Origin of the sequence: Chryseobacterium luquanense (assembly GCF_026460945.1) — a bacterium.
GTDB classification, from domain to species: Bacteria; Bacteroidota; Bacteroidia; order Flavobacteriales; family Weeksellaceae; genus Chryseobacterium; species Chryseobacterium luquanense.
This window is the reverse complement of sequence record NZ_JAOVZV010000010.1, coordinates 292,759-306,114: the sequence shown is the minus strand read 5'-3', so window position 1 is coordinate 306,114 and position 13,356 is coordinate 292,759. Positions and strand designations below refer to the sequence as shown.

The 13,356-nt window shown below is 33.9% G+C and carries 12 protein-coding genes; 1 reads left to right on the top strand and 11 read right to left on the bottom strand.

From position 1 onward, the window contains the following. Positions 1–26 precede the first annotated feature (26 nt). The 9 genes from OEA66_RS11665 to OEA66_RS11625 form a co-directional block, all read right to left on the bottom strand. On the bottom strand, positions 27–950 hold the full coding sequence (locus tag OEA66_RS11665) for a PfkB family carbohydrate kinase (RefSeq protein ID WP_267281527.1): 924 nt from the start codon (positions 948–950) through the stop codon (positions 27–29). Positions 951–1,055: 105 nt separating this feature from the next. Continuing rightward, positions 1,056–1,613, bottom strand: a complete 558-nt coding sequence (gene gldD, locus OEA66_RS11660; RefSeq protein ID WP_267281526.1) for a gliding motility lipoprotein GldD — start codon at positions 1,611–1,613, stop codon at positions 1,056–1,058. Positions 1,614–1,708: 95 nt separating this feature from the next. Next, complete coding sequence (gene mutY, locus OEA66_RS11655; RefSeq protein ID WP_267281525.1) at positions 1,709–2,755, bottom strand: A/G-specific adenine glycosylase; 1,047 nt, start codon at positions 2,753–2,755, stop codon at positions 1,709–1,711. A gap of 34 nt (positions 2,756–2,789) precedes the next feature. Next, positions 2,790–3,263 carry a hypothetical protein gene (locus OEA66_RS11650; protein ID WP_267281524.1) on the bottom strand — a complete coding sequence of 158 codons (474 nt, stop codon included), beginning with the start codon at positions 3,261–3,263 and terminating at the stop codon, positions 2,790–2,792. Positions 3,264–3,339: 76 nt separating this feature from the next. Further along, complete coding sequence (locus OEA66_RS11645) at positions 3,340–4,701, bottom strand: DUF5458 family protein (RefSeq protein ID WP_267266594.1); 1,362 nt, start codon at positions 4,699–4,701, stop codon at positions 3,340–3,342. A 24-nt stretch (positions 4,702–4,725) separates the two neighbouring features. Next, positions 4,726–5,262 (bottom strand): type VI secretion system contractile sheath small subunit, encoded by a 537-nt coding sequence (locus OEA66_RS11640; RefSeq protein WP_267266595.1) that lies wholly within the window; start codon positions 5,260–5,262, stop codon positions 4,726–4,728. Between the two features lie 151 nt (positions 5,263–5,413). Beyond that, a complete protein-coding gene (locus OEA66_RS11635; protein ID WP_267281523.1) occupies positions 5,414–7,513 on the bottom strand; it encodes a M13 family metallopeptidase in 2,100 nt (699 codons plus the stop codon). A 166-nt stretch (positions 7,514–7,679) separates the two neighbouring features. Continuing rightward, positions 7,680–9,734: a M13 family metallopeptidase gene (locus tag OEA66_RS11630; RefSeq protein WP_267281522.1), complete on the bottom strand. Its 2,055-nt coding sequence runs from the start codon at positions 9,732–9,734 to the stop codon at positions 7,680–7,682. Between the two features lie 218 nt (positions 9,735–9,952). Continuing rightward, positions 9,953–11,203, bottom strand: a complete 1,251-nt coding sequence (locus OEA66_RS11625) for a CinA family nicotinamide mononucleotide deamidase-related protein (protein ID WP_267281521.1) — start codon at positions 11,201–11,203, stop codon at positions 9,953–9,955. Positions 11,204–11,316: 113 nt separating this feature from the next. Here OEA66_RS11625 and OEA66_RS11620 point away from each other — a divergent pair, with 113 nt between their 5' ends. After that, positions 11,317–11,793, top strand: a complete 477-nt coding sequence (locus tag OEA66_RS11620) for a DUF7832 domain-containing protein (RefSeq protein ID WP_267281520.1) — start codon at positions 11,317–11,319, stop codon at positions 11,791–11,793. A 134-nt stretch (positions 11,794–11,927) separates the two neighbouring features. On the opposite strand, the gene OEA66_RS11615 is transcribed toward OEA66_RS11620, so the two are convergent. Both OEA66_RS11615 and OEA66_RS11610 read right to left on the bottom strand, forming a co-directional pair. Beyond that, the gene (locus OEA66_RS11615) at positions 11,928–12,467 is read right to left on the bottom strand and encodes a lipocalin family protein (RefSeq protein WP_267281519.1); all 540 of its coding nucleotides are present in this window, start codon (positions 12,465–12,467) and stop codon (positions 11,928–11,930) included. A 145-nt stretch (positions 12,468–12,612) separates the two neighbouring features. Then, the gene (locus OEA66_RS11610; RefSeq protein WP_267281518.1) at positions 12,613–13,347 is read right to left on the bottom strand and encodes a LytR/AlgR family response regulator transcription factor; all 735 of its coding nucleotides are present in this window, start codon (positions 13,345–13,347) and stop codon (positions 12,613–12,615) included. Positions 13,348–13,356: the final 9 nt, after the last annotated feature.

Here is a 13,356-nt window from a genome sequence, read left to right as displayed (position 1 = left end):
ATAAATATTTCTTAAAAAGAGATTATTTATTGCAGTTCTACGTCAAAAGTTGTCAATTCTTTAAATTGTTTCAATCTGCTTTCAACATCTGCTTCGTTTACTTCTTCAATTCTTTCAGTTCCGAATTTTTCTACCGTGAAAGAAGCCATTGCTGAACCTACGATTAATGCAGATTTCATAGTTTCGAAATCGAATTTCCCTTTTTTAGCTAAATAAGCAGCAAAACCACCCGCAAAAGTGTCTCCAGCACCAGTAGGATCGAAAACTTCTTCTAACGGAAGTGCAGGAATTGCAAATATTTTATTGTCATGGAACAATAATGCACCATGCTCACCTTTTTTGATGATTACATAAGCAGGTCCCATTGTGTGAATTTTCTTAGCTGCTTTTACCAAAGAATATTCTCCTGAAAGCTGTCTTGCTTCCTCGTCATTGATACTGATTACATCAGTTTTAGCAATCATATCTTTTAAAATATCCATTGCAGAATCCATCCAGAAATTCATGGTGTCTAGAATTACCAATTTTGGACGTTGATTCATTTTTTCAAGAACAGAAAGCTGAACTCCAGGGTGAAGATTTCCTAATAATAAAATCTCTGCATCCTGCATAGAATCTGGAATTTTAGGATCAAAATTCTCCAAAACATTCACTTCAGTTGCTAAAGTATCTCTTGTATTTAAGTCATTATGATATTTTCCTGCCCAAAAAAACGTTTTTCCTTCTTTTACAATTTCAATTCCTTCAATATTTACCCCTCTGTTTGTGAATTTATCAAGGTATTCTTGTGGGAAATCTCCTCCAACTACAGATACAATTCCTGATTTTACACCTAAAATAGAAGATGTAATCCCGATATAAGTTGCTGCACCTCCTAAAATTTTATCTGTTTTACCAAACGGCGTCTCAATTGCATCAAATGCCACGCTTCCTACGACTAAAAGTTTCATATGTATTTTATATTTTTTTAAAGGTCATATGTAATCTTGCGATTTCATAATTTAATGTTTATTTTTTTATGCAATCTGAGATTACATTCTTTATTAATTTAAAATTTATTTTTTCCATTCAAAAGTATCCAGCAAATGCATCATATCTTTTTTGATATAATCGATTGCAGGAGCTAAAGAATCTGGTTTTGGTCTTGAGTTGAAATATAAATATCCTGTCACGAAATGCTTTGTACTATCAGTTGCATAAAACTGTAAATTGGATGCAGCCTGACCTTTCAGCTCATAAAAATTTCCATAAACTCTTTTCACAGGATATTCAAAAGATTTTGTATCAATTGAACTCGCCTTCACAGTATGCTTGTAAACCATTTTTTCGGTTTCCATGATTTGTTGAGCAAAATCATTGTTGATTGGATAATACGTCAGGAAAATCTTCGCTTTCATTTTCGGGTAGTTCAGATAATACCAACAAGGTTTCTTTGCATTATAAATTTTAGCGTAATCTGAAACTTCAAAAGAATACAGACAATTAGGCTCAAATTTCTGATATTTTGGCGCAGGATATTCTAATCTCAATTCCCCGTAAGGTTTTGGAGTAGCCTCTTTTGCGCACGAAATAATCAACATCGAAACAAAAATAAAGATGACTTTTTTAATCATTTTGCAAAAATACAAATTAGATTTAGATTTTGAGAGACAAATTTCAGCATTTCAATGAGTTTGAATTTGAAATTGATTTAATCTGATATTTATTTTTAAAGAATTCTGTACGCTGTATCATAATTTTGGATATAATTCTCCAAAGGCTTAGGAAATGATCTTTCATGAGAACCTTCAACATCTGTTATGATATAATTATTATTAACAATAAAATTCTCCCAAACACTTTCAGAATCAACTTCAACATTAAAAATTTCTATGCTTAAATTTTTGTGGGTAAGTTTATGATTAACCGTTTTTACACTTTTAATGAACGGAATTAAGTCATCAGAAATAAAAGGTGGAAATTCAAACAATTTTTTCCAAATAAAATCATCTTTTCTTTGCTGAATTAAAAATTGTCCGTTTTTGTGAACGAAATAATATTGTAATTGTAAATCCTGAGCTTTCGTTTTTTTCGTTTTAACCGGAAATTCCGAAACTTTATTTAACGAAAAAGCCAGGCAATCGTCATTTACAGGGCATTCTCTACACAAAGGATTTTTTGGCTTGCATATTTCCGAGCCTAAATCCATCATCGCCTGATTAAAATCACCAACATTTTCAGGCATTATTAAATTTGATAATTCTGAAAAATAATTAAATGCTCGAGAATTAGAAATATCAAAATCATCTGCAAAAATCCGACTTAAAACTCGATAAAAATTTCCGTCAACAGCAGGCATTTTTCCACCAAAACAAATACTGGAAACTGCAGCTGCAGTATATTTACCAATTCCTTTAAGTTTTAAAATTTCATCATAATCAGAAGGAAAAACTCCATCATAATCATTGATAATTTGCTGAGAAGCTTTGTGAATATTTATCGCACGGGAATAATACCCTAAACCTTTCCAATACAACAAAACCTCATCTTCAGGAGATTCTGCCAAAGTTTGTACGTCGGGAAATCTTTCGATAAAATTATTATAATGATTTAATCCCTGAGCAATTCTGGTTTGCTGAAAAACAATCTCACAAATCCAGATTTTATAAGGATCTTTGGTTTTCCTGAACGGTAAATCTCTCGCATTTTTATCATACCATTTCAACAACTTGTTTCCAATATGATGAAAGTCTGAAGTATTTTTATTCTTTTCCAAAAAACCAATTCATTTTAATAAAGGCAAAGATAATTTATTTTTTCTGTTTGTTAAGATGATAAACGGGAGCGCCTTTTAACCATTGATATTTTAATTTTTTCGTCTCTGCAATTGATTTATAGCCTTTTAAAATTTCTAAAAAAACATACACAGAATCATTTTTTTCTTTTTTGAGATTTAATTTCTGATTGGAAAGAAAACGATACGGATACGGAATCACAGAATCTCTTTTACTAAACAATAAATCTCCGGAATTGATACTGTAGATATAAAATGCTTTTCCACGACCTGAAGAGCTGTCTAAAATAGAAATATCTGAACTTGCAACAACCATATCGCTAATCCCGTAAGCTTCATCTTCTGTCATGATGTAAGCTTTAGCTGAATCTTTTTTTTCATTGGCGAAAAGATCAATCTCGTATTTTCGGGGTCTTTCATATTCCTTTTTACAACTTACAATTGAAAACAGAAAAAAAAACAAAACAATGTAAAACGTAAAATTTTTCATTAAACAGTTTTAAAATAATTAGAAATAAAAAACCGATGTTTTTGACGCACCGGTTTCTATATTAAATATCGGAAAATTAATCCTGAATGTATTCTGCATCCCACTCATTTCCGTCATCACCTTTGTGACCGTCAAGTTTGATAACAAAACTTTTTGTCGGGAAATAAGGAGTCAGTCTGATGTCTAACCAAACTCTGTCTTTATTTACTTTATCCTGTTCAAAACGTACAATTTTAAACTTTTCAATCAATTTATCTGCACCTTTAATACCGTCTAAGAAACTTACAATCTGTCTTCTCAAATCATCTTCGTTTCTTGCATTCCAGTTCTCGAAGGCTCTCCTGTTTAGGAAATCCAATAGAACTTTAGTTACATAATCAAATACACGAACTACAGAATATGTCTGAAGACCGATGTTATCTCCTGTAAACAATGTTTTTGCAGAGAATGCCATAATTTTCCCGTATTCGTTGACCATAGGAACTAATCCCATTTTTTCTAACTGGGAAATTTCACTTTTCTTCAACTCAAATTTTACGGCGTCTACTTCGTTGATATTACCGTGTTTTTTACCGGCTGCAACCTGAGACATTAATGTTTTATGGATTTTTCCTGCCAACGAAGTTGAAGGCGGAAGTTCTACATTTTCCTCTTCACCTACTTCTTCTGCTCTTCCACGACCAACTAACCAGTTGCAAGTCATGATCACATTACTTCTGTGCAGTTCACCACCTGTAAGATTCGCCGAGTGGAATAAATCTACCACATCATCCGGTTTATCAAGATTGGCAAAATCGGTAACCATCATTACTTTATTTTCGTTACATATTTTAGCCCATTTTTCAATAACCTTATTTGATCCCAAATAACCTGGAATCGCCAAAATAGAATAGTTATCTCTTAAATCTAAACGGTCATAATATTGTTTAAATTCTTCAGCAACGGCATCAATAAACAGAGGGTTATCTAAATCTGAAACCTGCTCTAAAGTAGCATTCACAATACTTACGTTATCTACTTTATCTAATTCTGTATTTTTATAGAACTGGGCTACCGTTCTGTATGAAGTCTCCAACTGACGAACAGAGTCTAGAGTGTTTTTAAGATTTTGCTTCAGGTTTTGTTCGGCATTTTGAGCTTTGCTTTTGCAAGTATCTGCCATCTTTTCTGCAGGCTCATTTGTGCTTAAAAGATCAACCCAAAGATTGATTTTTTGAAGAAGCTCTTTTCTTTCGTCTGCTTTATTACCATCATTCAAGAAAATTTCTTTTCTCGCTTTTCTGGTTGGGTTCATGTTTGCGATTCCGTCAACGACAGATTCTATAAAACCGAAACCTCCGATTTTGCTTAATTCTTCAAGAGGATTACCTTTTGGTCTTCCGGCTTGCTGCTGTTGATTATGTTGTTGGCTTTCTGCAGCCTGTAATTTACTATCCATGATTTTAGTGTGATTTTGTTAAATTTATTTTTCAAGTTCTTGTGCCACATCCTTTAATGCCTCAATAAAAGCAGCTCTTGTCTGCTCGTTTTCAAGCATATTGCGTAAAATTTTATTATTTTTCAGCTGACGTACAATTTTGTTGTACTGCTCTTGCTCCATGCTTAGCTGCTGAAGGTAATTTGATTTTTGCGTAAGATTTTTGGGAGTGAAGTCTGCAAGATTTTGAAAGCGAAATTCTTCTTCCACTACATTTCCGTCTTCGGATTCGTGCTGTACAGCAACTGAAGGCTGAAAATGTCTGAAAACATCATCTACTGTTTTTAATCCTGTAACAATTTCGGGAACATAAGATTCGTCGGTCGTAAGCTGGCTTACAATAAGAGATTTGTTCTCCTGAATTTCCTGAATAGCTTCATTAGCGTCAACTTTTACTTCGTTACCACCAACGCCATAATTGAACATTGCCATATTATTATTATTTTGTGATTGTTGATTTTGGTTTGAATTAGCAAATTTTTGACCAATCCATTGTTTAAATTTATAAAAAAACTGTAACATAAAAAATTTTGTGATGGTTTTTCTTTAAATAAATCAGATTGCTTAAGATAATCCGATGATTATTAATACTTTTCGATATCACTAATCTATGAAAAACAAATAAAAAAACGCACCAAAATGATGCGTTTTAACTGTAATTTCATATTGGGAATTACCAAATTTTAATTCTTTCAGCAGGGGCTTTATATAATTTATCTCCTTGTTTAATATCAAATGCTTTCATGAAAGAATCCTGATTTACCAAAGGACCGAAAGCTCTGAAATATCCAGGAGAATGCGGATCTGTTTTCACCTGATTTATCATGTACTGATCGGTAGACTTCGTTCTCCAAACCGTTGCCCAACTCATAAAAAATCTCTGATCTTGGTTAAATCCTGAAATCAATCCCGGATTCCCTTTGTCTTTAAGATACATTTGAAGGGCATCGTAAGCAACCGCTACTCCACCTAAATCTCCGATATTTTCACCACTTGTGAATTTACCGTTCACAAAACTTCCTTTTACAGGTTCGTAAGCGTTGTATTGAGCAGCCAATTGACCTACTTTTGCATCAAAGTTCTTACGATCCTGATCTGTCCACCAATTATTAAGGTTTCCATCACCATCGAATCTTGAGCCGCTATCATCAAATCCATGAGAAATTTCGTGACCGATTACTGCTCCGATTCCGCCAAAATTAACGGCTGCATCAGCTTTTGGATTGTAAAAAGGAGGTTGCAAAATTGCTGCAGGGAAAACAATTTCGTTATTTGAACCACTGTAATATGCGTTGACCGTTTGAGGAGACATTCCCCATTCTGTTTTATCAACAGGTTTCCCTACTTTTTCTAAACTTTTCTGATATTGCCACGCCGAAACATTCTGTAAGTTTGAATACAAACTCGCACCTTGAGAAGGAGATTCTACTTTTAATTTAGAATAATCTTTCCACTGATCAGGATAAGCAATTTTCACTGAGAATTTTGAAAGTTTTTCCTGAGCTTTTACTTTGGTTTCAGCAGACATCCAATCCATATCATTGATATGTTTTTTGAATGATTTTAAAATGTAATCAATGTACATTTCCATCTGTTTTTTAGATTCCGGGCTGAAATACTCATCAACATACAATTTACCGAAAGCTTCCCCCAACACACTATTCACCAACGCCAAACCTCTTTTGTTCATTGCACGTTGTTCTTTTTGTCCCTGAAGATATTTAGAATAAAAATCAAATCTGATATTATCTAAATTGTCACCTAAATTACTTGCATTGCCGTTGATTACATGATATTTCAAGTAATCTTTCAGCAAAGGAAGGTTCTTCTGATTGATAAACTGATCCATATTTTGATAATATTTCAGTTCTCCAACAATCACTTTATCTGTTTTTACACCTGCATCTGTAAGATATTTAGCGAGATTTACATTTTTCACCAACCCTGAAAGTTCAGATACATTTTTAGGATTATATCTTAAATTGGCATCTCTGTTTTGCTCTAAAGTCAATAAATAATTGGCCAATTGTTTTTCAAAATCTACAACATTTTTCGCAGCGGAATCAGAATTTTTATAACCTAAAACTCCGAATAACTGCGCAACATATTTTTGATATTCTGCTAAAGTTTTCGTGTTGGCTTCGTTTACTTTTTGGTAATAATCTCTTCCTAAACCAAGATCCGGACCGCCTAAGTAAACCGCATTCATATTGGAATTCTTCATATCTGCACCAACTCTCCATCCATAAAATGAATTATCTCCCAGTTTGGTTGCTTCTAAAAGATATTTCTGAAGGTCATTTACATTTTTGATGGCATCGATTTTAGCCAAATCTGATTTAATAGGAGTAATTCCTGCTGCATTTCTTTTTTCGACATCCATGAAAGATGCGTACAGATTCTGGATTTTTTGTCCTTCTGAACCCACTTCATACTTTTCAGTCAAAATTTTATTCAAAATATCAAGTGAAGCATCGTCTACATTTTCTCTCAATGCATTGAAAGATCCCCAACTTGCTTTATCAGAAGGAATCTGAGTTTCTTTTACCCAATTTCCGTTTACATAACTGAAGAAATCATCCTGCGGACGAACAGACTTGTCCATGTAAGCAAGATTCAAACCTTCTTCTTTTTGTTCTATATTTTTCACCGGTTCAGCACGAACTAAGTTGATTTTTTCTTCGGGTTTTTCAGTAATTTTTTTTGCAGTTCCACAAGAATTTAGAAATACAATACCTGAGAATGCAAGTACTGCAATATTTAGTTTTTTCATTAAATTAATTTTGAATTGTAATCCGTTTGATCAAATATAAGAATTTATGTTAAATCTGAATCATTGAATTCTTGTTAAATGTTGTTGGTGATTGGTTGTTAGTTGTTGGTTTTTAAATAATTGATATTCATAAAAAAAAACCGCTCATTGCTGAGCGGTTTATATTTTACCAGATTTTAATTCTTTCTTCCGGTTTTTTGTATAATTTGTCACCTGGTTTCACGTCGAACGCTTTATAGAAAGCATCAACATTCATTAGAGGCGCAAAACTTCTGAAATATCCAGGAGAATGCGGATCTGTTTTCACTTGATTGATCATGTATTTTTCACTTGATAAGGTTCTCCAAACGGTTGCCCAGCTTAAGAAAAATCTTTGATCTTGTGTATAACCACTGATTGTTCCAGGGTTTCCTTTATCTTTCAAATACATTTGAAGTGCATCGTAAGCGATATTTACACCTCCTAAATCTGCAATATTTTCACCGTTTGTAAAAGTTCCGTTTACGAAAGTCCCTTTTACCGGCTCATATTTGTCGTATTGAGCAGCTAAAGCTTTAGTTGCTTTTTCGAAGTTGGCTTTATCTTCAGGAGTCCACCAATCTACCAAGTTACCATCTGCGTCAAACTGAGCGCCGGAATCATCAAATCCGTGAGAGATTTCGTGACCGATAACAGCACCAATTCCACCAAAATTCACAGCAGCATCCGCTTGAGGATTAAAGAAAGGCGGCTGAAGAATTGCAGCAGGGAAAACGATTTCGTTATACACAGGGTTATAATATGCATTCACCGTTTGAGGAGTCATTCCCCATTCTGTTTTGTCAACCGGTTTTCCGATTTTTGCCAACTCTTTGTTGTATTGCCATTCACCAATATTCTGAAGGTTTTGATATAAATTTCCACCTTTAGATTCCGGAGTAATGACCAATTTAGAATAGTCTTTCCAAGTATCAGGATAAGCAACTTTTACAGCGAATTTATTCAGCTTCATCATTGCTTTTTCTTTTGTTGTAGAAGACATCCACGTCAAACCGTTGATGTGAACTGCGAAACTTTTCTTTAAATAATCAATTAACTCAACCATTTGAGCTTTTGCTGAAGCCGGGAAATATTTTTCAACATATAATTTACCGAAAGCCTCACCAAGAGATCCGTTGATTAATTCATACCCTCTTTTGTTTAAAGCTCTCTGCTCTTGCTGCCCTCTTAAATATTTACCATAGAAAGCAAACTTCATGTCTCCTAATTTCTCACTTAGATAAGAAGCACTTCCGCTGATCATGTGAAATTTCAGATAATCTTTAATCACTGGAAGTGTTTGGGCATTTACCAGTTGGTCAAAGTTCTTGTAATATCCTAATTCCCCGATAATTACTTTATCTGTATTTACTCCAACTTTTTTAAGATAAGCAGGAAGATCTACATTTTTAACCAAAGTTTTTAGTTCCGCCATCGTTTTCGGATTGTACTGAAGCGTATTATCACGGCTTTGTTCGTTTGTCAACAAATGTTTAGCAATACTTTTTTCGTAATCTACAATTCCTTTTGCAGCTGCATCAGCGTTTTTGTAGCCTAATTCTTTCAACATAGAAGCTACATACTTTTGGTATTCTGCAAGTGCTTCTGTGTTTTTAGCATCAACTTTCTGATAGTAATCTCTACCCATACCTAATGAAGCGTCACCAAGATAAACTGCATTCATATTAGAATCTTTAAGATCTGCATAAACTCCCCATCCGTAGAAATTATTTTCTCCGTCTTTCGTTACAGATGCTAAATAATTCTGCAAATCTGTAATATTTTTAATAGCATCAATCTTATTGATATTTTCCTGAATTGGTTTGATTCCGTCTGCATTTCTCTTCGCCATATTCATATACGTCGCATACAAATCCTGGATTTTTTTACCTTCACTTCCATCTGTAAACTTATCTTTCAGAAGAGAATTTAAAATCGTCATCGAATTATTGTCTGTATCATCAGCCAATTTGTTGAAACTTCCCCAAGTTGGTTTATCAGAAGGAATTTTAGCAGTTTTCATCCAAGTTCCACTCACGTAGTTGTAGAAATCATCTTGTGGACGAACAGATTTATCCATCAAGCTGATGTCTAAACCTTTATCTGCTGCAGTTGATGTTTTAGTAGTTTTAGCCTGAGCGTTCAACGTATTTTGCGAACAAATTCCAGCCAATAAAAACAAAGAAAGCGTTAATTTTTTCATTGTAATAATAATTTATACAATATGTATATTTAATTTAAATTTTGTTACGGTAAAGTTAATTTATTTTGAAATCAAATTTTTAACCGCAAAAGAATCAAAAGATTTTTCGATGAATTAAATATTTAAAAGTTTACAAAATAACGTTTTGTATTTTGTGCACTTTTGAAATTAGCTTTTTTCAATAATTTCTTTGTGACTTTTGCGGTAAAAGAATTTCATCATTTCTCAATTAAAATCCCTGCCAAATCCTGAATAATTTTCTGTGAGACGAAATAAATAAAATCCTGACGGTCTAAATGCGGAAGATGAAGTTTGAAAGTTTCAGATTCGTTGTTGACATTTATTGTGTAATATACCAAGCCTACATCTTTGCCATCTTCGCCTTTTCCCGGACCGGCAACTCCTGTCGTAGAAAGAGAAATATCAGATTTAAATAAATTCTGACACCCATCCGCCATTTCACGCGAAACTTCTCTGCTTACCACCGTAAATCTTTCGATAGTACCTTCTGAAACATGAAGAATATCTGTCTTTTTTTGTGTTGCGTAGGCGACTACTCCACCGATAAAATATTTAGAACTTCCCGGATTTGAAGTAAGCATTTGTGCCAAATGTCCGCCAGTACAACTTTCTGCTGTTGAAATAGTCAATTCTTTCTCGCTTAAAATCTCCCCTAAAATCTTCTCTATTTTATCTTCTGAAGTCGCAATAATATTGTCTCCGATAATCGGAAATAGTTTTTGAATTTCATTCTCCAATTGAATTTGCAATAGATTTTCATCAGTTCCGGTTGCTGTAAGTCTAAGTTTCACTCTGGTTCCGACGGGAAGATAAGACAAGGCAAGGTTTTCCGGCAACGCGAGTTCCCACTCTTCAATTTGATCTGCTAAAATACTTTCCGGAATTCCTACGACAGAAACGATTCTTGTGGAAATATAATTTAAATTAAATTTATCTTTTAAATAAGGAATAATCTGGTCTTTAATCAAAGGTTTTACTTCGTAAGGTACGCCCGGCAGACTGAAAGATAGTTTTGCGTTTTGTTCCATCATCATACAAGGTGCCGTTCCGTAATGGTTTTGAAAAACGGTTGATTTTGTAGGAACAAAAGCCTGTTCACGGTTTCTTTCTAGAATTTCTATGCGGCCGCGTCGTTCCATATATCCTTTCAAATGTTCAAAAGTAACCTCATCCAAAGCAATTTCGTCATCAAAAAATTCAGCTAAAGCTTTTTTGGTTTTATCATCTCTTGTCGGTCCCAAACCTCCCGTTGTAATCACTAAATCTCCCAATTCAAAAGCAGATTTCAGGGTATTTTTAATAATTTCTATTTCATCTGATATGGTAAAAATCTGTACTACTTTGATTCCGATATTTTTGAGTTCGGTGGCGATAAAATTTGAATTTGTATCGACCGTATTTCCGGAAAGAATTTCGTCACCAATGGTGACAAGAACTGCGTTTTGCATGCGTTTAATTTTGAATAAATTCCCTACAAATGACGTGAAAATCTCTGTAGTGAACAAAAGAAAATGATTTTTTATATCTTTGATTTGAACTGTCTACAACTATAATAAAGATTATGACTAAATATGATGATGCTTCATGGCATTATGGCGGAGATTTTCCCGAAGGAATTCCAGAGAAAAACGGCGCAACTCACACCGGAATGTTCCTTAATTGGTGTGTTGCTAACGATTTGGTTTCAGAAGAATTGAAAGAAGATTCCGAAGATGAAATCGAAAAATTAATACGAAGAGAAATAACCGGTGCCGACTTTGTCATCGATGCATTAGACGGAAAATTTTCTGAATATGATTTGAATGATTTAGGAAATGCTTTTGCAAAAGATTATTATGTTGATGAAACAGATTTTGTAAATAAATTCAGTTCATTTGCGACAGATTACATTAATATTTTTGATTCTGTAGCCGAAGAAAGTGATTTTGAATATGAAACTTTTTATCATATTGAAGATACTTATGAAAACTATGATTTGATGAAGCAGATTATTGATCATCGTTTTGTGGAATGGAAAGAATATAAAAATTTAAGATAATTCTCTTTTGTCTTGAAATAAAAGAGACAAAAATTCATACACAAAAAAACCTAACAGTTTTTAAAAACCTCTTAGGTCTGAATTCTTAAGTTATGTTTATTGAGATTGCTTCGTCGCTTCGCTCCTCGCAATGACTAATTATGCTTTACCCAGATTAAATCATCAGTATTATAGCCCAATTTTTGGGCCTTTGCTAAAAATCGTTCTCTGATGCTGTTTGGAATTTCTTTGTTTCTCGATAAAATCCAAATGTATTTTGTGCTGTTTCCTACAACCAAAGCATTTTGATAATCATCATCAATGTCAATCACATTATAACCCGCCCAAATTGGTTTGAAAAACGAAACCTTTAATCTCGCTTCAGACTTGTCATTAACAAATCTTGCTTCACCAATTGACTCTTTCCATTCTTTTTTGACGTAATCATAGCCTCGGTTTTGGACCTGAATTGTGCTATCGGGATTGAGTGAATAGTTGGCAGAAACATTATCCATATTTTTTTCGAATTTATAATCGAAACGGGCAATTTCGTACCATTTTCCAAGGTATTTTTCTGAATTGAAATTTTTGATGGCTGTTGCGCCTTTTGGAATTCCGACTGAACACGAATTGAATATTAAAAATCCGATAATACCTAAAGAAACGGGAATGGTTATTTTGTGTAAGGTTTTCATGTTGAAATGTTTTATTTGTACAAAAATTCAAAAATGATGCCTTTCAATATAATTTTAACGTCGAATTGCTGCAGCCCGACTTGAACGGAGCTCTTTTTGTGAAACAAAAAAGCGGGAGTGGAAGGCGGAAAAGCTGCCCAAAAAATCATGAAAAAACTTTCAAAAACTGATCTTTAAAACTTCCGGAAACTTCGATCTCAGTATTGTCAGAGAGTGTTGCTGTTCCGCTTTTATGGTAAGATTTCACAAAACCGGTGTTGATGATATGGGAACGATGAACTCTTACAAAAGGATTCTCCAGCAAGTCATCGAAATGCTTTAAAAACCTGCAAACCATTTTCTTGGAACCGTCTGTAAGATAGACCTGCGTAAAATTCCCATCTGCCTGAAGCCGTACGATATCTTCCGTTTTCACCACATCAAAACCTTGCAAAGTCGGGAGAATAAGCTGTTGTTTTTCAGGTTTTAACTTTAAATTTTCGAGGAGAATTTTGTTTCGGTTGAGTTCGTCTTTCTTTTCTAAACTTTCAGCCACTTTATTAACCGCCAAAATCAATTCCTGAATGTCAATTGGTTTTAAAATATAATAACTCGCAGATTTGTTTAAAGCCTGAAGTGAATATTGCGAAAATGCCGTAATGAAAATGGTTTCGTAAGAAAACTCTTTGGTCGCTTCCAGAACATCAAAGGCGTTTCCGAAAGGCATTTCAACATCCAGAAAAACGAGTTGAGGTTGCGTTTCTGCAATCAGAGGAACGGCTTCTTTGATGTTTTCCGCTTCGCCCAAAATCTCAATTTGAGGACAGTATTTTGTGAGATAATTCCTCAGAACTTCTCTTGCAATTTTTTCGTCGTCTACGATTACCGATTTTATTTTCATCTTTTTAGG

What these genes read in the sequence shown, in the direction of transcription:
- OEA66_RS11665 (WP_267281527.1), bottom strand. Translation starts at nt 950, where the DNA reads ATGAAACTTTTAGTCGTAGGAAGCGTGGCATTTGATGCAATTGAGACG.
- gldD (WP_267281526.1), bottom strand. Translation starts at nt 1,613, where the DNA reads ATGATTAAAAAAGTCATCTTTATTTTTGTTTCGATGTTGATTATTTCG.
- OEA66_RS11650 (WP_267281524.1), bottom strand. Translation starts at nt 3,263, where the DNA reads ATGAAAAATTTTACGTTTTACATTGTTTTGTTTTTTTTTCTGTTTTCA.
- OEA66_RS11645 (WP_267266594.1), bottom strand. Translation starts at nt 4,701, where the DNA reads ATGGATAGTAAATTACAGGCTGCAGAAAGCCAACAACATAATCAACAG.
- OEA66_RS11640 (WP_267266595.1), bottom strand. Translation starts at nt 5,262, where the DNA reads ATGTTACAGTTTTTTTATAAATTTAAACAATGGATTGGTCAAAAATTT.
- OEA66_RS11635 (WP_267281523.1), bottom strand. Translation starts at nt 7,513, where the DNA reads ATGAAAAAACTAAATATTGCAGTACTTGCATTCTCAGGTATTGTATTT.
- OEA66_RS11630 (WP_267281522.1), bottom strand. Translation starts at nt 9,734, where the DNA reads ATGAAAAAATTAACGCTTTCTTTGTTTTTATTGGCTGGAATTTGTTCG.
- OEA66_RS11625 (WP_267281521.1), bottom strand. Translation starts at nt 11,203, where the DNA reads ATGCAAAACGCAGTTCTTGTCACCATTGGTGACGAAATTCTTTCCGGA.
- OEA66_RS11620 (WP_267281520.1), top strand. Translation starts at nt 11,317, where the DNA reads ATGACTAAATATGATGATGCTTCATGGCATTATGGCGGAGATTTTCCC.
- OEA66_RS11615 (WP_267281519.1), bottom strand. Translation starts at nt 12,467, where the DNA reads ATGAAAACCTTACACAAAATAACCATTCCCGTTTCTTTAGGTATTATC.
- OEA66_RS11610 (WP_267281518.1), bottom strand. Translation starts at nt 13,347, where the DNA reads ATGAAAATAAAATCGGTAATCGTAGACGACGAAAAAATTGCAAGAGAA.